The organism is Streptomyces sp. NPDC025638, from assembly GCF_055558775.1.
Window position 1 is genome coordinate 211,013 of sequence record NZ_JBVHLX010000004.1, and the last position, 16,650, is coordinate 227,662.

The window sequence follows — 16,650 nt, forward strand, 5'->3', positions numbered from 1 at the left end:
GGTGGGTTGGAGTGGACCGGCGTGGATTCACGCGCCGGTTCCGGCGGACTTGCGCGCCGTGCGGCCGCGGATGGCGTACCAGCCCGCGACCAGCGCCCCGACGATCAGCGGCAGGCACAGCACGGTGGTGCGTCCGGCGCCGCCGTCGGCGTACATGAGGACCAGGACGGAGGCGAGGAAGGCCAGCGTCACGAGTTCGGTCCAGGGGGAACCCGGCAGTCGGTAGCCGGGCCGGGTCAGCTCGCCGTTCTGGGTCTTCCGCCAGAACAGCAGGTGACAGAGCATGATCATGCCCCAGGTGGAGAGGATGCCGATCGCCGCGAGGTTCAGCACGATCTCGAACGCGTCGGCGGGGACCACGAAGTTGAGGCCGACACCGAGGACGCAGATGCCGCTGGTGAGCAGGATGCCGCCGTACGGGACCTGGCTGCGGCTCATCCGCGCCGTGAACCGCGGGGCGGAGCCGTTGACGGCCATCGACCGCAGGATGCGACCGGTGGAGTAGAGGCCGGAGTTGAGGGACGACATCGCCGCGGTCAGGACGACCAGGTTCATCACGCCGCCGGCCGCCGGGACACCGATGTGGGAGAGGACCGTCACGAAGGGGCTCTCGCCGGCCGTGTACTTGTTCCAGGGCAGCAGCATCGAGAGGAGGACGACCGAGCCGACGTAGAAGAGGCCGACTCGCCACATGATCGAGTTGATCGCCTTAGGCATGATCTTCTCGGGGTTCTCGGTCTCACCGGCCGCGATGCCGACCAGCTCGACGGAGGCGTAGGCGAAGACGACGCCCTGGATGATCAGCAGCATGGGCAGCAGGCCGTTGGGGAAGACGCCGCCGTTGTCGGTGATCAGGGACGGGCCGGGGGTGGCGCCGTCGACGGGGTGCTGGGTGACCAGCAGGAAGATGCCGATGGCCATGAAGACGACGAGCGCGCCGACCTTGACGATGGCGAACCAGAACTCCAGTTCGCCGAAGATCTTCACCGAGATCAGATTCACGGTGAGCACCACGGCCAGGGCTATCAGCGCGATCACCCACTGCGGGATGTCGGAGAACATGCCCCAGTAGTGGGTGTAGGTGGCCACCGCGGTGATGTCGGCGATGCCGGTGGTGGCCCAGTTGAGGAAGTACATCCAGCCCGCCGTGTAGGCGCCCTTCTCCCCCAGGAACTCCCGGGCGTACGACACGAAGGCGCCGGAGGAGGGCCGGTACAGGACGAGTTCGCCGAGGGCCCGCACGACGAGGAAGGCGAAGATGCCGCAGACCGCGTACGCGATGAAGAGGGAGGGTCCCGCGTCGGCGAGCCGGCCGCCCGCGCCGAGGAAGAGGCCGGTGCCGATGGCCCCGCCGATGGCGATCATGTTGACGTGCCGGGACTTCAGGGACTTGCTGTAGCCGGTGTCTCCGGCGTCGACATGACCGGACGACGGGCGCGTCTCGTCTTTGAGGTGCTGCTCGCTCACGCCTCGGCTCCGCCTTTCGTGGGGGTGTCCGTGCGCCCGGAGCGCACGATGTCGGTCAGGGTGGTCTCGACGCGGTCGAGGTGGTGGGACATGGCCTCCACCGCGTCGAGTTCCGAACCGTCGGTCAGCGCCTCGACGATGGCCCGGTGCTCCCGGTTGGACTGCTCGCGGCGGCCGCCCAGCTGGTTGAGGAAGGCCGACTGACGCGCCAGTGCGTCCCGGATCTCCTCGATGACCCGGCGGAACACCGGGTTCTGGGCGGCCTCGGCCACGGCCAGGTGGAAGAGGGTGTCCATCGCGACCCATGCGGTGGTGTCCGTCTCCCGCTCCATGCGGTCCAGCAGGTGGGCCAGGTGGTCCAGGTTCTCGGGGGTGCGGCGCAGGGCCGCGTACCCGGCGACCGGGACCTCGATGTGGCGGCGCACCTCCAGCAGGTCGCTGGCCGCGTAGTCGCCGAAGGTGGGGTCTTCGACGGCGCTCGCCACCACGAAGGTGCCCTTGCCGGTCCTGGAGACCGTCAGGCCCATCGTCTGCAGGGCCCGCAGGGCCTCGCGGAGCACGGGGCGGGAGACCTCGAGGGTGCGGCAGAGCTCCGCCTCCGAGGGGAGCTTGTCTCCGATGGCGTAGTCGCCGCGCTCGATGGCACCGCGGAGGTGGGCGAGGACCGCTTCCATGGCGCTGACGCGCCGCGGCCCCGCTCCACCTGTCTGGCTGTCTGACAGGTTCACGAGAGAGATGTTCCGGGTGAGCGACGGCTGATGTCAAGGGAGCCGAAAGGAAAAATTCAACGGGCGTGAAGCCTGTAAGCAGACTTCACGCCCGGGGCTGGGTCCTGTCGTCAAACTCGCGTCGTCCGCCCGAAGGGCGGGCCTTGCGGCGTCATGGGGGTCCCCCTGCTCGAGCGAAGCCGAGAGCTTGGGGGAGCGTGCTCTCGGGGTGCCGGGTCCTGGCCCTCGTACTGGATGTACGTGGGTCAGGGGCCGGTGCGGCGAGTGGGGGTCCCCCCTGCTCGAAGAGCTTGGGGGAGCGTGCATGGCCTCGCGGGGCAGGCGGGAGTTTGACGACAGGGCCCAGGGGCCGACCGGATCCGGCGGCCGCGGATCAGCTGTCGATGACGCCGCCCGCGAGCAGGCCGAACAGCGCCGCGCCGACGACGATGCGGTAGAGCACGAAGGCGTTGAAGGAGTGCTTGGCGACGAACTTCAGCAGCCAGGCGATGGAGGCGTAGGCGACGACGAAGGAGACGACCGTGCCGACGACCAGCGGAGCGGCGCCCACGCCGGCGCCCAGGGCGTCCTTCAGCTCGTAGATGCCGGCGCCGGTCAGGGCCGGGATGCCGAGGAAGAAGGACAGCCGGGTGGCGGCCACCCGGTCCAGGTCCAGGATGAGCGCGGTGGACATGGTGGCGCCGGAGCGGGAGAAGCCGGGGAAGAGCAGGGCGAGGATCTGCGAGCAGCCGACCAGCATCGCGTCCTTGAACGAGGTGTCGTCCTCACCGCGCTTGTGGCGGCCCATCTGGTCCGCCGCCCACATCACACCACTGCCGACGATCAGGGAGCCCGCGACCACCCAGAGCGAGGCGAGCGGACCCTCGATGAGAGGCTTGGCCGCCAGGCCGACCAGGACGATCGGAATCGTCGCGTAGATCACCCACCAGGCGAACTTGTAGTCGTGGTGGTAGCGCTCCTGAGGATTGCGCAGACCGCGGCCCCAGGCGGAGACGATCCGCACGATGTCCTTGAAGAAGTACACGAGCACGGCGGCGATGGCACCGACCTGGATGACCGCCGAGAAACCGACGACGGACTTGTCGTCGACGGGGATGTTCATGAGCCCCTCGGTGATCTTGAGATGACCGGTGGACGACACGGGAAGGAATTCGGTCACCCCCTCGACGACTCCGAGGACGACGGCCTGACCGACAGAGATGGCGCTCATGGGATCCAGTTCTGAGGAGTTGGTCGACAGTGCTGTAGACAGTCTCACTGCGCGCGGGCGAATGACAAATGCCTACGCCCACAGCACTCCGGCGATCCACACTCCGGCGAAGGCCGCTCCGAGACCCGCCACCACGCTCGCGACGACGTTGGCGGCAGCGTAGAGCCCCGCACCCGCCTCGGAAAGTCTGAGGGTCTCGTAGGAGAAGGTCGAATAGGTCGTCAGGGCCCCGCACAGCCCCGTCCCCAGCAGCAGCTGCAGGTGCGGGCCCGCGGCGCCCGCCGAGACCGCGCCGGTCAGCAGGCCCAGAATCAGACAGCCCGTGACATTCACCACGAAAGTGCCCCAGGGGAAGACCGAGTCGTGCCGGGACTGCACGGCCCGGTCGGTGAGATAGCGGAGCGGAGCTCCGACCACGGCCCCGAGGGCGACCAGCAGCCAGTTCACAACTACTTCTTACCCTTCGAGTCCGTTTCGCCCGGACTGTCCGCACGGCCGACGTACCGGATGACCTCGCAGTCGTCGAGGGTGACCAGCCCCTCGCCGACGAGTTCGTCGAGCTGCGGCAGAAACGCCCGCACCCGCTCCTCGGTGTCCACGATCACGACCGCGACCGGCAGGTCCTCGCTCAGCGACAGCAGCCGTGACGTGTGGATCATGGACGAGGCGCCGAAGCCCTCGACGCCGCGGAAGACGCTGGCGCCCGCGAGACCGGCCGCGCGGGCGCGGTGCACGATCTCGGCGTAGAGCGGCCGGTGGTGCCAGGTGTCGTTCTCGCCGATGTAGACGGTCACGCGCAGGGCGCGGCCCGTGAGCCTGGTCATCGCTGCCTCCCGGTCAGGACACGGCGGGCCGCGGCGGACGCGAGCCACACCGCCGCGAGGGCCGCGACCAGGGTCGCGGCGAGATAGGCCAGCCCCGTGGCGGAGTGGCCGCTGTCAACAAGCTTCTGGATGTCGACGGCGTACGTCGAGAAGGTGGTGAAGCCGCCGAGCACTCCGGTACCGAAGAAGGGCCGCACCAGCCGATGGGCGGCCCAGACGTCCGTGATGATCACCATGAACACGCCTATCACGGCGCATCCGACGACATTGGTCACGAACGTCGCCCAGGGGAAGCCCCCGGACTGCGTGGGCCACCACAGCGTCAGGGCGTAACGGGCCGTCGCGCCGAGCGCGCCGCCGAGCGCGACCACCGCGACGACGGGGACCTGGGCGCGCCGGGCCGAACGCCTCGCGGGGCTCGGCCGGACACGGAGGCTCTCGGCTTCCGGGGCGGTCATGGTCGTTCGTCTCCTGTTCGGCCCCACTGCCGGGTGATCACGGTGGGTGAACAGGGTACCGCCCGGCCTGCGCCGGGTCACTTCGCGAGGGGACCCTCGCACACCGCCACACCGCGTTCCCAGATGCTCCCCAGGATCAGCTGTCCGTCGGTCTCGCAGACGCTGGTGACCATGCGGTAGCCGGAGTGGCGGCGGGCGAGGTGGTGGACGACCCGGCCCTCGTCGTCGAGCGCCAGGACGCCGATCGTGCCGGTCGGGCGGTACGGGGCGCGTACGGCGACCCGGGCCGCGGCTCGGCGCACGGCGGGCGGGGTCCGGTGCAGCAGGTCCAGCGGGGGTACGCGCGGTCCGGCGAGGGCCACCCAGATCGGGCCGCCCCGCCGGTCGCGCCAGAGGTTGTCGGGCATGCCCGGCAGGGCGTCGGCGAAGGGTTCGCCGCGTCCGGCGTGGGGTCCGGTGAGCCAGTAACGGGTCAGGCGGTACGCGCTGGTCTCGGCGACGACCAGGAAGGACTCGTCGGCGGCGGGCGCGAGGCCGTTGGCGAACTGAAGCCCCTCCAGCACCACTTCGGGGGTCTTGCCACCGGGCGGGAGCCGCAGCAGGCGTCCGGTGCCGCTGTGCTCGACGACGTCGCCGATCCAGTGCTCCAGGGGGTGACGGCGGCTGGAGACGGTGAAGTACACGCTGCCGTCGGAGAGGGCGACGGCGTTGCTGCAGAACCGCAGCCGCTCCCCCGCGACCGAGTCGGCGAGGACGCGCACGACGCCGTCGCCGAGGCCTACGCGGAGCAGGCCGCGTTCCGCGTCGCAGACCAACAGGTCTCCGTCCGGGAGGAGTTCGAGGCCCAGCGGACGGCCACCGGTCTCGGCGAGCACCTCGACGCGGGCCGTGGCCGGGTCGGTGAGTCCGTCGAGGCGCAGGATGCGGCCGTCCTCGACACCGGTGAGGACGCGGCCGCGGGCATCGGCCACCACGTCCTCGGGGCCGTGGCCGCCGATCGCGACATGGTGGCGGGGGACGAGTGCGGTGGGACGGTCCTGGCCCATGTGCGCCTGCCCTTCACGGTAGGAAGTCCGCCCATCCTGGCAGCCGATCCGTGCGGCCGACGGCTACCAGCCCTTCTCGAAGATGCGGGCCACCTCGGCGACACGGACGTCGTCGCGGCGGTAGTACGTGCGGTACCGGAGTCTCTTGGTACGCAGAAGGCCCAGGCGGGTGAGGAGCCCGAGGTGCGTGACGGCGACGCGGCGGGGCACGCCGAGCTTGACGGCGACGGCTCGTGCGGTGACTCCGTCCTCGACGGGGTCACCGTGGCGCTGCGGCGGGAAGTGGGCGGCCGGGTCCTTCAGCCACTCAAGGATGTCCAGGCGCCTTACGCCGACGGGATTCCTCAGCAACTCGTCGCCTCCGTCCTGGCCTGGTACGCGCCTGTCCCACTGTCCCGCAGCAGGGTCCGCCGTGTCCGGGACTGCGCGACCCTTGTCCGGTACCGAACCGTCGTACGACAGAAAGCTGTTCTGTCCTGGTACCCAGGACGGGCGCAGGTACCCGGGAGGGCACCGAAGGGCCCGGCCGTCCCCTATTACGGCCGGGCCCGGCCGGCGATGGCTCAGCGGTGGCCGAACCACGTCATGGAGGAGAGCGCCTTGTCGTCGTAGCCGAACAGCGCCTGGTTCTCCCAGCCGTTGCCGGAGGTGGCGTCGGTCGGGTCCCAGCCGTTGCCGGTGACGGCGGTCCAGGTGGCCTCCCAGTAGAAGACGCCGAGGCCGCGGCCGTTCGGGACGGCTTCCACGATGCTCGCCACGTCGTTCATCCACCTGGTCTGGCCGGCCACGGTCGCCGGGTAGCCGGAGACCAGCTCACCGGTGGTGTCGATCTGGTTGGTGAGCGAGTCGTCGCTGTCGAGGCGGAAGGGGTAGGCCGTCTCGGCGACGAAGACCGGCTTGCCGTAGCGGGCGGCGGCGTCGTCCAGGGTGGTCTGGAAGTCGGAGAGCGGGCCGTGCCAGTAGCCGTAGTAGGACAGGCCGATCGCGTCGAACTTCACGCCCTTGGCGACCGCGTTGTCGAACCACCACTCGGTGCCGGCCTTGTCACCGCCCTTGGCCAGGTGCAGCGCGACGACCGTGGACGAGTTGACGGCCTTGACCGCGTCGTAGCCGGAGTTGAGCAGACCGGCGAGCTGCGTCCAGTTGCCGGTCGACCCCTCGGACCACAACATGCCGCCATTGATCTCATTGCCCACCTGGACCATGTCGGCGGTGGTGCCTTGAGCCTTCAAGGCGTTCAACACGTCGTACGTGTGGTTGTACACGTCTGTCTTGAGTTGACTGTACGAGTGGCTCGCCCAGGCGGCCGGCTTGGTCTGTGCGCCCGGGTCGGCCCAGGTGTCGGAGTAGTGGAAGTCGACCAGGAGCTTCATGCCCTGGGCCTTGATGCGCTTGGCCATGGCCAGCACGCGCGTCTTGTTGTTGTAGCCGTCGGCCGGGTTCACCCAGACCTTCAGCCGGGCGTAGTTCATGCCGTACGACTTCAGGACGGCGAGGGCGTCCCCGGTGCTGCCGGAACCGGTCCGGTAGACGCCGCCCTTGGCCTCGCTCTTGGCGAGGGAGGAGATGTCGGCACCGTGGATCGACGTACTCGTCGTACCGGACGTGAAGGTCAGATCGTCAACATTGATCCAGTTGCCCGCGTTCGCGTCACTGTTGACGCTGATGGTGCACTGGTTGTTGGTCACCTTGATCGGTCCTCCGATGGGGGCCGGAGGACAAGCCCCTCCGCCCGCGGCTCGACGGCTCACGCGGGCGGAGGGAAGCCGGCTCAGCCGTCGAGGCGTACGACCCGGACGGCTCCCGCGGGAACGGCGAGGCGGCCCGCGGCGCGTTCGCCCGTCAGCAGTTCGGTGCCGTGCGCGTCCAGCGGCACCTTGGCGTCGGTGGCGGTGTGGTTGATCGCGAACAAGAAGCTGCCGGACTCGCCGGCGCGGCGCACGACCTCGACGTCGCGGGGCAGATCGGCGCACGGGGCGATGCACGCGTCCTCGGCGGCCCAGCCGATCAGGGCGTCCAGGCCGTGCGCGTCGAGTCGGGTCGACACGTACCAGGCGGTGCCCTCGCCGAGCCGGTGCCGGGTGACGGCCGGGTGACCTGCGGCGAGCCCGTCGGCGTACGTCCACACCGTCTCGGCGCCGCGCGGCACCACGAACTCCGTCCACACGTCGGCCGTGAGCTCGGAGCCGTCGGGTCCGGTGACCCGCACCCGCTCGTCCTGGAGCAGCGGCGAGAACTCCTCCACGGTCAGGCCCAGGACCTCGCGCAGCGCGCCCGGGTAGGCGCCCGCGTGCACGGCGTCGTGCTCGTCGACGATGCCGGAGAAGTAGGAGACGACGAGCGTGCCGCCGTTCTCGACGTACTCCCGGAGGTTGTTCCCGGCCGCCTCCGTCATCAGGTACAGCGCGGGAACGACGACAAGGGGATAGGCCGACAAATCGGCTTCCGGGTGGGCGAAGTCGACCGTGAGGTGGCGGTCGTAGAGGGCCTCGTAGAAGGCGTCGGCGCGCTCGCGCGGGTCGTGGTCCTCGCTGGGGCGCCACTGGAGGTTCTGCGCCCACCAGGACTGCCAGTCCCACAGGACGGCGACGTCGGCCCGCGTGCGGGTACCGCGGACCGGCGCCAATGAGTCCAGAGCGGCGCCGAGTTCGACCACTTCGCGCCACACCCGCGTCTCGGTGCCGCCGTGCGGCAGCATCGCGGAGTGGAACTTCTCGGCGCCGCGCCGCGACTGCCGCCACTGGAAGAACATGGCGCCGTCGGAGCCGCGCGCCACATGGGCGAGGGAGTTGCGGGCCATCTGGCCGGGGGCCTTGGCGGGGTTGCGGGGCTGCCAGTTGACGCCCGAGGTGGAGTGTTCGAGCAGCAGCCAGGGTGCGCCGCCTGCGACGGAACGGGTGAGGTCGGCGGCCATCGCCAGGTTGACGTGGGTGCGACGGCCGTCGGTGATCAGGTAGTGGTCGTTGGTGACGAGGTCGACCTCGCGGCCCCAGGCCCAGTAGTCCATGGAGTCGCACTGGCTGAGCGCGGTCATGAAGTTGGTGGTGACCGGGATGCCGGGCGAGAGCCGGTGCAGGATGTCCCGCTCCCGGCGGAAGTTCTCGCGGACGGTGGCGTCGGCGAACCGCCGGTAGTCCAGCGCCTGGGCGGGGTTGCCGACGGTCGGGGTCGCGCGCGGCGGGTTGATCTGCTCCAGGTCCGTGTAGTGCTGTCCCCAGAAGGCGGTGCCCCAGGCCGCGTTGACGCCTTCGACGCTCCCGTAGGTGTCCGCCAGCCGGCGGCGGAAGTGGGCGGCGCAGGAGTCGCAGTAGCAGGCCGAGACGGGGACGCCGTACTCATTGTGCACGTGCCACAGCGCGAGCGCGGGGTGGTCGCCGTAGCGCTCGGCGAGCTTCGTGGTGATGCTCGCGGCGGCCGCGCGGTAGTCGGCGTTGCTGTGGCAGATGGCGCCGCGGGAGCCGAACTCGTAGCGCACGCCCTCGGCGGTCACCGGCAGCGCCTCGGGGTGGGCCCGGTAGAACCACGCCGGGGGCACCACGGTGGGTGTGCCGAGGTCGACGCGGATGCCGTTCTCGTGCAGCAGGCCGAGGATCCGGTCCAGCCAGCCGAAGTCGTACGCGCCGGGTGAGGGCTCCAGCAGCGCCCAGGAGAAGATCCCGACGCTCACCATCGTGACGCCGGCCTCCCGCATCAGCCGGACGTCCTCCTGCCAGACGCTCTCCGGCCACTGCTCGGGGTTGTAGTCCCCACCGAAGGCGAGCCTGGTGAGGCCCCTGGGGGTGGTCTCCGGCATGGATCTCTCCCGCTTAATCGATCATTTGGGAACGTGCACACACATCGTTGGCGGCGCGAGCCCAACATAACCGCACAGCAACAACCATTGACAAGTGTCTTGGATGTTTCTCTACTGTGAACGCTCACAGACGCAGGGCAGGGCCTCGCGGCAGGCGAGGACCCGTCTCATGTGAACGCTCACATCTGCATGGCAGGTCTCCGCAGCGGGCGGGGACCCAGGTCAGGGGAGAGATCCATGCCGCACACGAAGCGCCGTCGCCTCGTGACAACTGCCGTCGCCGTCTCGCTCGGCGCCACCACCCTCGCCGCCTGCGGCTCGTCCGACAGCGACAGCAAGACCGAGTCCGGTCCGGTCTCACTGACGTACTGGACCTGGACGCCCGGCATGGACAAGGTCGTGGACCTGTGGAACAAGGGGCCGGGGAAGAAGGACCGGATCACGGTCACGGTGAAGAAGCAGGCCTCCGGCGACTCGCTGGTCACCAAGATCCTCACCGCGCACAAGGCGAAGAAGGCGCCCGACCTGGTGCAGGCCGAGTACCAGGCGCTGCCGACCCTGGTGAGCAATGACGCGCTGGCGGACATCTCCAAGGACGTCGGCGACGCGAAGAGCAAGTTCGCCGACGGCGTCTGGCAGCAGACCACACTGGGCACGGACGCCGTCTACGCGGTGCCGCAGGACATCGGCCCGATGATGTTCTACTACCGCGAGGACCTGTTCAAGAAGTACGGCCTCAAGGTCCCCACCACCTGGGAGCAGTTCGCCGAGACGGCCCGCGCGCTGAAGAAGAAGGCCCCGGACAAGGCCCTGACCACCTTCTCCGCCAACGACTCCGGCCTCTTCGCGGGGCTCGCCCAACAGGCCGGCGCCAAGTGGTGGACCACCTCCGGCGACAAGTGGAAGGTCGCCATCAACGACGCGGCCACCCAGAAGGTCGCCACGTTCTGGGGCGGGCTGGTCAAGGACGGTGTCATCGACAACCAGCCGATGTACCAGCCGGCCTGGAACAAGGCGCTCAACACGGGCAAGGAGATCGGCTGGGTCAGCGCCGTGTGGGCACCGGGCACGCTCACCACGGCCGCGCCGGACACCAAGGGCAAGTGGGCCATGACCCCGCTCCCCCAGTGGTCCGGGACCGAGAACGTCACGGGCAGCTGGGGCGGCTCCTCCACGGCCGTGACCACCGACTCCGAGCACCGGGCCGCCGCCGCCAAGTTCGCCGCCTGGCTGAACACGGACGGCGAGGCACTCAACGCCCTGGCCAAGGAGGGCGGCATCTACCCGGCCTCCACCTCCGCCCAGCTCAGCGGTGCGTTCTCCAGCCCGCCGGAGTTCTTCTCCAACCAGGCGGACTTCTACACCAAGGCGGCCGACATCGCGAAGACCACCGCGCCGTCCGCATGGGGCCCGAACGTGAACGTCGCCTACGCGACCTTCAACGACGCGTTCGGTGTCGCCGCCAAGGACAAGTCGGACTTCGTGGCCGCCCTGGACAAGATGCAGGACGCCACGGTCGCCGACATGAAGAAGCAGGGCTTCGGGGTCTCTCAGTGACACGCGCCGCAAGCCGGAAGGCGTACGGGGTCAAGGGGGCCCCGTATGCCTTCCTCCTCCCCGCAACGATCCTCTTCGCGCTGTTCTTCGCGCTGCCCATCGGGTACGCGGTCTGGCTCAGCTTCCGCAAGGTGCACGTCTCCGGCCTCGGCCTCGGGGCGCACGCCCGCAGCGAGATCTGGGCCGGCTTCGAGAACTACACCGGGGCGTTCCACGACAGCGAACTGCTGCACGGCGCGCTGCGCGTGCTCGGCTACGGCTGCATCGTCGTCCCGGTGATGCTCGGCCTCGCGCTGCTGTTCGCGCTGATGCTGGACTCCGACAAGGTGCGGCTCGCCCCGTTCACCCGGCTCGCGATCTTCCTGCCGTACGCCATCCCCGGCGTGGTGGCCGCGCTGATGTGGGGCTTCCTGTACCTGCCGGACGTCAGCCCGTTCTACTACGTGCTCGACAGGCTGAGCCTGCCGCAGCCCGACCTGCTCGACGGCGGTCCGCTCTATCTCGCCCTGTCGAACATCGCTGTCTGGGGCGGCACCGGCTTCAACATGATCGTCATCTACACCTCGCTGCAGGCCATCCCGGCCGAGGTGTACGAGGCGGCGAAGCTGGACGGCGCCACCCCGCTGCAGATCGCGCTGAAGATCAAGATCCCGATGGTGGCGCCCTCGCTGGTGCTGACCTTCTTCTTCTCGATCATCGCGACGCTCCAGGTGTTCAACGAGCCGACCACCCTCAAGCCGCTCACCAACTCCGTCAACACGAGCTGGAGTCCGCTGATGAAGGTGTACCAGGACGCCTTCCACCGCGGTGACATCTACTCCGCCGCCGCCGAGGCGACCCTGATCGCGCTGGCCACGCTGGTGCTGTCCTTCGGGTTCCTTCGGGCCGCGAACCGTCGCAACAAGCAGGAGGCAGCGCGATGAGCTCTCTTGCCGTCCGCAAGGCGGCCCCGGCCGCCGGCACCACCCCCGGCACCGCACAGGGCCCGCCGCTGCGCCGCCGGATCGCGCTGGTGCCGACCGTCACCCTGCTGATCGGCGCCGTCTACACGCTGCTGCCGGTCGCCTGGGTGGTGATCGCGTCCACCAAGTCCGGGCGCGAGCTGTTCTCCACCTTCACCTTCCTGCCCGGCACCGGTTTCACCGACAACATCAAGGACCTCGACGCCTACCGCGACGGCATCTACTGGCAGTGGATGGGCAACTCCGCCCTGTACGCCGGGCTCGGCGCCCTGCTGTCCACCGCCGTGTCGGCGTTCAGCGGCTACGCGCTCGCGACCTACCGCTTCCGGGGCCGCGAGACGATGTTCAACGTGCTGCTCGCCGGCGTGCTGATGCCGCCGGTGATCCTCGCCGTTCCGCAGTACCTGCTGCTGGCCAAGGCCGGTCTCACGGACTCCTACCTGTCCGTGCTGCTGCCGCAGATCCTCTCGCCGTACGGCGTCTACCTCTCGCGGATCTACACGGCCGCCGCGGTGCCCGCCGATGTGGTCGAGGCGGGGCGGATGGACGGAGCGAGCGAGTGGCGGATCTTCACCCGGGTCGCGCTGCCGATGATGATCCCCGGCATGGTCACGGTGTTCCTGTTCCAGTTCGTGGCCGTGTGGAACAACTTCCTGCTGCCGTACATCATGCTCAGCGACGACGAGCGGTTCCCGCTGACGCTCGGTCTGTACACGCTCCTGGAGCAGGGCTCCAACACCCCGGCCCTGTACACGCTGGTGATCACGGGCGCCTTCCTGGCGGTCCTCCCGCTGATCGGCCTCTTCCTGGTCATTCAGCGGTTCTGGAGTCTGGATCTGCTGTCCGGAGCCGTAAAGTCATGACCATGGGCAATCCGGGGGGCCGGCGGAAACCGCCGACGATCCACGACGTGGCGCGCGAGGCGGGCGTCTCGCGGGGCACCGTCTCGCGTGTGCTCAACGGTGGGCACTACGTCAGCCCCGCCGCGCAGGAGGCGGTGAACGCCGCCATACGCAGGACGGGGTACGTCGTGAACCGGCACGCCCGCTCCCTGATCACCGGACGCTCGGACTCGGTCGGTTTCCTGCTGACCGAGCCGCAGGAGCGGTTCTTCGAGGACCCGAACTTCAACGTGCTGCTGAGCGGCTGCACCCAGGCGCTGGCCGCGCACGACATCCCGCTGCTGCTGATGCTGGCGGGCACGAAGGACGAACGGCGGCGCATCACGCGGTACATCACGGCCGGGCATGTCGACGGTGTGCTGCTGGTCTCCAGCCACTCCGGCGACCCGGTCGCGGAGGAGTTGCGCGAGGCGGGGGTGCCGCTGGTCGCCTGCGGCAAGCCGATCGGGCTGGGCTCCAAGGTGAGTTATGTGGCGGCCGACGACCGGGACGGCGCCCGTGACATGGTGCGCCATCTGCTGTCGCTGGGCCGACGCCGGATCGGCGTGGTCACCGGCCCGCTGGACACCCCGGGCGGTGTCGAGCGCCTGGCCGGGTACAAGGAGGTGCTCGCCGAGGCGGGCATCGAGACCGACGAGCGGCTCATCGTCTCCGGGGACTACAGCCGGGCCAGCGGTGCGGCGGGCGCGGAGCGGCTGCTCGACCGGGCGCCGGACATGGACGCCGTGTTCGTCGCGTCCGACCTGATGGCGCAGGGCGTGCTCAGCGTGCTGCAGCGGGCGGGCAGGCGGGTGCCGGACGACATCGCCGTCGGCGGTTTCGACGACTCCCCGGCGGCCACCGCGGTCAACCCGGCCCTCACCACGATCCGCCAACCGTGGGACCGGATCAGCAACGAGATGGTCCGGGTGCTGCTCGCCCAGATCGGGGGCGAGGACCCGGCGGCGGTGATCCTGCCGACGGAACTGGTGCGCCGCGAGTCGACCTGACGCGCGGGTTCCGTGTCGGAGGTCGGTGGGTACGGTGGGCCCGCGGTCGTCCTTCGCAGCACGGCGCTCGACGAGCCGCCGGGTGCTGGACGGGGCCGGCAGGGCGTCGCCGGTGGCGACGAGCCGTACGGCCGCCGCCAGATGTTCCGGGGTCACGTCCTTCAGCAGGAAGCCGCTCGCCCCGAGCGAGAGTGCCGTGTACACGTAGCGGTCCAGGTCGAAGGTCGTCACAACATCGGTGCCCGGCAGTCCGGGTCCTGTTCGAGGATGCGCCGGATCGCCTCCAGGCCGTCCATGGCCGGCATGCGTATGTCCATCGGGACGACGTCCGGCCGCCACGTCGATGCTGCGGGCCGTCAGAATCAGCCGGAAGCCGGTCCCGATCAGCGTCCGGTCGTCGACGATCAGCACACGCGGCACCCGCTCGGGCCCGGCCTCCGGCCGCCCGGCGGGCCCTCCGATTACGCGGCGGCTGTCATGGGCGGTCCAGAGGTATGCGTGCCCGGACGCGGTAGCCGCCGAGGCGTCGGCGGGCGTCCAAGTCGCCGCCGTACACCGCGACCCGCTCCCGCAGGCCCGACCGGCCGCGCCCCGCGCCCTCGTGGCGTCCAGACACGGGCGGCCGCACGGCAGCGCAGCCGGTCCGCACGCTGGTGCCGGTGCTGAGGACCTCCACGCGCAGGGTGTGGTCGGCGTAGCGCACGCCCACCTCCGCCCTGCCGCCGTCGCCGCCCCGCGGGAGGGGGCGCGGGTCGCCGGAGACCCGGACCCGGACGGGCAGTCCGGCGAACGATATCCGGTCCACCAGCGGCCCCGGCCCGTCAGGGGCGAACGCGGGAACCGGTCAGGATCGGAGAAGCGGCCCCGCGCTCCCCGGCTCTAGCGTGGGACCACCGACGGATCACGTCGGTCCCGCACCACGAAGGAGTGAGTTCACCATGACCGCCGGCCTCCAGACGATCATCTACCCCGTCAAGGACATCGCCCGGGCCAAGGCCCTGTTCAGCGCCCTGCTCGAAGTCGAGCCCTATGCGGACGAGCCGTACTACGTCGGCTTCAAGGACGCCGGGCAGGACGTCGGTCTCGACCCGAACGGGCACGCCAAGGGCATGACCGGGCCCGTGCCGTACTGGCACGTCTCCGACATCCGGGCCCGGCTCGCGAGCCTGCTGGAGGCGGGCGCCGAGCTGCTGCAGGACGTGCAGGACGTCGGTGGCGGCCGGCTGATCGCCTCGGTGAAGGACGCCGACGGCAACCTCGTGGGGCTCCTGCAGGACGCGGCCGCCTGAGTCCGGACGGCCGGCCGGGCGTCGGACGACTGCTTGCGCCCGTCGGACAATCTGCTTGCACCCGCACTAGTTGCACACTCAACGATTGGCCGAATCGGTGTTACCGTGCGGGTATGGCAGTCACAACGGCCGAGTCCCGGCTCGAAGAGCGTTGGCGGGACATCCTGTCCGTGCACGCGCGCACGATGTGCGAGATCGACCGGGCCCTGCACCCGCACGGCCTGGGCGCGAGCGACTTCGAGGTGCTCGACATCCTGGCCTCCGAGGCGCCCCGCGAGGGCGACCAGTGCCGGGTGCAGAACATCGTCGGACGGGTCCATCTCAGCCAGAGCGCGCTGTCCCGGCTGATAGCCCGCCTGGAGAAGGACGGCCTGGTGGAGCGCTCCGTCTGCGCCGAGGACCGGCGCGGGGTCTGGGTCACGCTCACCCGCAAGGGCCGTGACCTGCACACCGAAGTGCTGCCACTGCAACGTGCCGCGCTGGCCCGCACCCTGGAGGGCGCCGAGGAGAGCACCGGCTAGACCACGAACTCGGCACCGTCCGGCAGCACTTCGACGCCCTTTTCGGCCACCCGCGACCGGGCCCGTGAGGCCGGGTCGAGCAGCGGGTTCGTGTTGTTGAGGTGGGTGTAGATCCGGCGCAGGCGGGGATGGCGGGCCAGGGCGGCGAGGCTGCCGCGCGGACCCGTGACGGAAAGGTGCCCCATGGCCCCCTGCCCGGCACCCGACCGCACCGCCGCACCCATCTCGTCGGCGGCGAAGAACGTGCCGTCGAACAGCACACAGTCCGCCGACGCGCACAGCTCGTCCAGGACGGGCGACCAGGCGGCCACGCAGGGCGCGTAGACCAGGACTCCCCCGGTGGCCAGGTCCTCCACGCGGTACGCCGTCACCCAGCGGTCGTCCGGCTCCCGCACGGGGGCCGGTACATACTTCGGGATCTTGTCCCCCACCGGGTGGGCCGTGACGACCAGGCCGCCGGCCAGCACGAATCCGCCGTCGGCCAGGCTGTCGGCCCATTCCCAGGGGGCATAGCGGTCCAGTGCCGCGCGGGCCGGAGCGAGCACGGCACGCACCGGCGGGGCCGCGTACACCTTCAGGTCCACGGCGCCGCGCAGCACCGTCAGACCGGTGACGTGGTCGGCCTCCGCATCGGTCAGCAGCACGCCCCGCAGCGGGGTGTCGCGGGGGCCGAGGCCCGGCCACAGCGCCGGGGTGGCGGTGAGCTGGGTGCCGATGTCGGGCGAGGCGTTGAGCAGCCACCAGTCGCGCCCGTTGCCGGTGAGGGCCAGGCATTCCTGGGTGCGGGGAGGCAGTTTGCCGTCCCGGGCGGCCGTGCACAGCGCGCAGGCGCAGTTCCACTGCGGGAAGCCACCGCCCGCGGCCGTGCCCAGCAGGACGACCCTCACGACCATCCGCTCCTCTC

At 70.1% G+C, this 16,650-nt stretch carries 17 protein-coding genes and 2 pseudogenes; 6 read left to right on the forward strand and 13 right to left on the reverse strand.

The features are described from left to right. Window positions 1-27: 27 nt before the first annotated feature. The 10 genes and pseudogenes from ACZ4EG_RS11950 to ACZ4EG_RS11995 form a co-directional block, all read right to left on the reverse strand. The gene (locus ACZ4EG_RS11950; protein ID WP_453550541.1) at window positions 28-1,467 is read right to left on the reverse strand and encodes an amino acid permease; all 1,440 of its coding nucleotides are present in this window, start codon (window positions 1,465-1,467) and stop codon (window positions 28-30) included. Then, window positions 1,464-2,141, reverse strand: coding sequence for a FadR/GntR family transcriptional regulator (locus tag ACZ4EG_RS11955; RefSeq protein ID WP_363299158.1), 678 nt, complete (start codon window positions 2,139-2,141; stop codon window positions 1,464-1,466). Before ACZ4EG_RS11955 ends, ACZ4EG_RS11950 begins: the two co-directional genes overlap by 4 nt. Before the next feature lie 427 nt (window positions 2,142-2,568). Next, window positions 2,569-3,405: an undecaprenyl-diphosphate phosphatase gene (locus tag ACZ4EG_RS11960; RefSeq protein ID WP_453550547.1), complete on the reverse strand. Its 837-nt coding sequence runs from the start codon at window positions 3,403-3,405 to the stop codon at window positions 2,569-2,571. 72 nt (window positions 3,406-3,477) lie between these two features. Beyond that, window positions 3,478-3,852 (reverse strand): fluoride efflux transporter CrcB, encoded by a 375-nt coding sequence (gene crcB / locus ACZ4EG_RS11965; protein WP_453550550.1) that lies wholly within the window; start codon window positions 3,850-3,852, stop codon window positions 3,478-3,480. Window positions 3,853-3,854: 2 nt separating this feature from the next. Further along, window positions 3,855-4,229: a DUF190 domain-containing protein gene (locus tag ACZ4EG_RS11970; protein ID WP_453550552.1), complete on the reverse strand. Its 375-nt coding sequence runs from the start codon at window positions 4,227-4,229 to the stop codon at window positions 3,855-3,857. Beyond that, window positions 4,226-4,687, reverse strand: a complete 462-nt coding sequence (crcB, locus tag ACZ4EG_RS11975; RefSeq protein ID WP_453550554.1) for a fluoride efflux transporter CrcB — start codon at window positions 4,685-4,687, stop codon at window positions 4,226-4,228. The genes ACZ4EG_RS11970 and crcB (ACZ4EG_RS11975) overlap by 4 nt, the downstream gene beginning before the upstream one ends. Window positions 4,688-4,764: 77 nt before the next feature. Then, on the reverse strand, window positions 4,765-5,733 hold the full coding sequence (locus ACZ4EG_RS11980) for an SMP-30/gluconolactonase/LRE family protein (protein ID WP_467790546.1): 969 nt from the start codon (window positions 5,731-5,733) through the stop codon (window positions 4,765-4,767). A 63-nt stretch (window positions 5,734-5,796) separates the two neighbouring features. Beyond that, window positions 5,797-6,084: an ArsR family transcriptional regulator gene (locus tag ACZ4EG_RS11985; protein WP_453550560.1), complete on the reverse strand. Its 288-nt coding sequence runs from the start codon at window positions 6,082-6,084 to the stop codon at window positions 5,797-5,799. 212 nt (window positions 6,085-6,296) lie between these two features. Next, a pseudogene (locus ACZ4EG_RS11990) lies at window positions 6,297-7,427 on the reverse strand (glycoside hydrolase family 53 protein); the annotation flags it as partial. A gap of 77 nt (window positions 7,428-7,504) precedes the next feature. Further along, window positions 7,505-9,526, reverse strand: a complete 2,022-nt coding sequence (locus ACZ4EG_RS11995) for a beta-galactosidase (RefSeq protein ID WP_467790547.1) — start codon at window positions 9,524-9,526, stop codon at window positions 7,505-7,507. Window positions 9,527-9,763: 237 nt separating this feature from the next. Between ACZ4EG_RS11995 and ACZ4EG_RS12000 the strand changes: the two genes are divergently transcribed. The 4 genes from ACZ4EG_RS12000 to ACZ4EG_RS12015 are packed head-to-tail and all read left to right on the forward strand — an operon-like array spanning window position 9,764 to window position 13,936. Beyond that, window positions 9,764-11,083 (forward strand): ABC transporter substrate-binding protein, encoded by a 1,320-nt coding sequence (locus ACZ4EG_RS12000; protein ID WP_467790548.1) that lies wholly within the window; start codon window positions 9,764-9,766, stop codon window positions 11,081-11,083. Continuing rightward, complete coding sequence (locus ACZ4EG_RS12005; protein ID WP_467790549.1) at window positions 11,080-12,006, forward strand: carbohydrate ABC transporter permease; 927 nt, start codon at window positions 11,080-11,082, stop codon at window positions 12,004-12,006. Before ACZ4EG_RS12000 ends, ACZ4EG_RS12005 begins: the two co-directional genes overlap by 4 nt. Next, the gene (locus tag ACZ4EG_RS12010; protein WP_467790550.1) at window positions 12,003-12,908 is read left to right on the forward strand and encodes a carbohydrate ABC transporter permease; all 906 of its coding nucleotides are present in this window, start codon (window positions 12,003-12,005) and stop codon (window positions 12,906-12,908) included. Before ACZ4EG_RS12005 ends, ACZ4EG_RS12010 begins: the two co-directional genes overlap by 4 nt. Beyond that, a complete protein-coding gene (locus ACZ4EG_RS12015; RefSeq protein ID WP_453550575.1) occupies window positions 12,905-13,936 on the forward strand; it encodes a LacI family DNA-binding transcriptional regulator in 1,032 nt (343 codons plus the stop codon). Before ACZ4EG_RS12010 ends, ACZ4EG_RS12015 begins: the two co-directional genes overlap by 4 nt. A gap of 18 nt (window positions 13,937-13,954) precedes the next feature. Here ACZ4EG_RS12015 and ACZ4EG_RS12020 read toward each other — a convergent pair. Both ACZ4EG_RS12020 and ACZ4EG_RS12025 read right to left on the reverse strand, forming a co-directional pair. Beyond that, a pseudogene (locus ACZ4EG_RS12020) lies at window positions 13,955-14,347 on the reverse strand (response regulator); the annotation flags it as partial. Between the two features lie 64 nt (window positions 14,348-14,411). Further along, window positions 14,412-14,741, reverse strand: a complete 330-nt coding sequence (locus ACZ4EG_RS12025; RefSeq protein ID WP_453550577.1) for a sensor histidine kinase — start codon at window positions 14,739-14,741, stop codon at window positions 14,412-14,414. Window positions 14,742-14,874: 133 nt separating this feature from the next. Between ACZ4EG_RS12025 and ACZ4EG_RS12030 the strand changes: the two genes are divergently transcribed. Both ACZ4EG_RS12030 and ACZ4EG_RS12035 read left to right on the forward strand, forming a co-directional pair. Next, a complete protein-coding gene (locus tag ACZ4EG_RS12030) occupies window positions 14,875-15,225 on the forward strand; it encodes a VOC family protein (RefSeq protein ID WP_316751470.1) in 351 nt (116 codons plus the stop codon). Between the two features lie 113 nt (window positions 15,226-15,338). After that, window positions 15,339-15,746 carry a MarR family winged helix-turn-helix transcriptional regulator gene (locus ACZ4EG_RS12035; protein ID WP_453550581.1) on the forward strand — a complete coding sequence of 136 codons (408 nt, stop codon included), beginning with the start codon at window positions 15,339-15,341 and terminating at the stop codon, window positions 15,744-15,746. Here the strand turns inward: ACZ4EG_RS12035 and pqqB are convergent. Continuing rightward, window positions 15,743-16,633: a pyrroloquinoline quinone biosynthesis protein PqqB gene (gene pqqB, locus ACZ4EG_RS12040; protein WP_467790551.1), complete on the reverse strand. Its 891-nt coding sequence runs from the start codon at window positions 16,631-16,633 to the stop codon at window positions 15,743-15,745. The two genes, ACZ4EG_RS12035 and pqqB, sit on opposite strands and share 4 nt — an antisense overlap. Window positions 16,634-16,650: the final 17 nt, after the last annotated feature.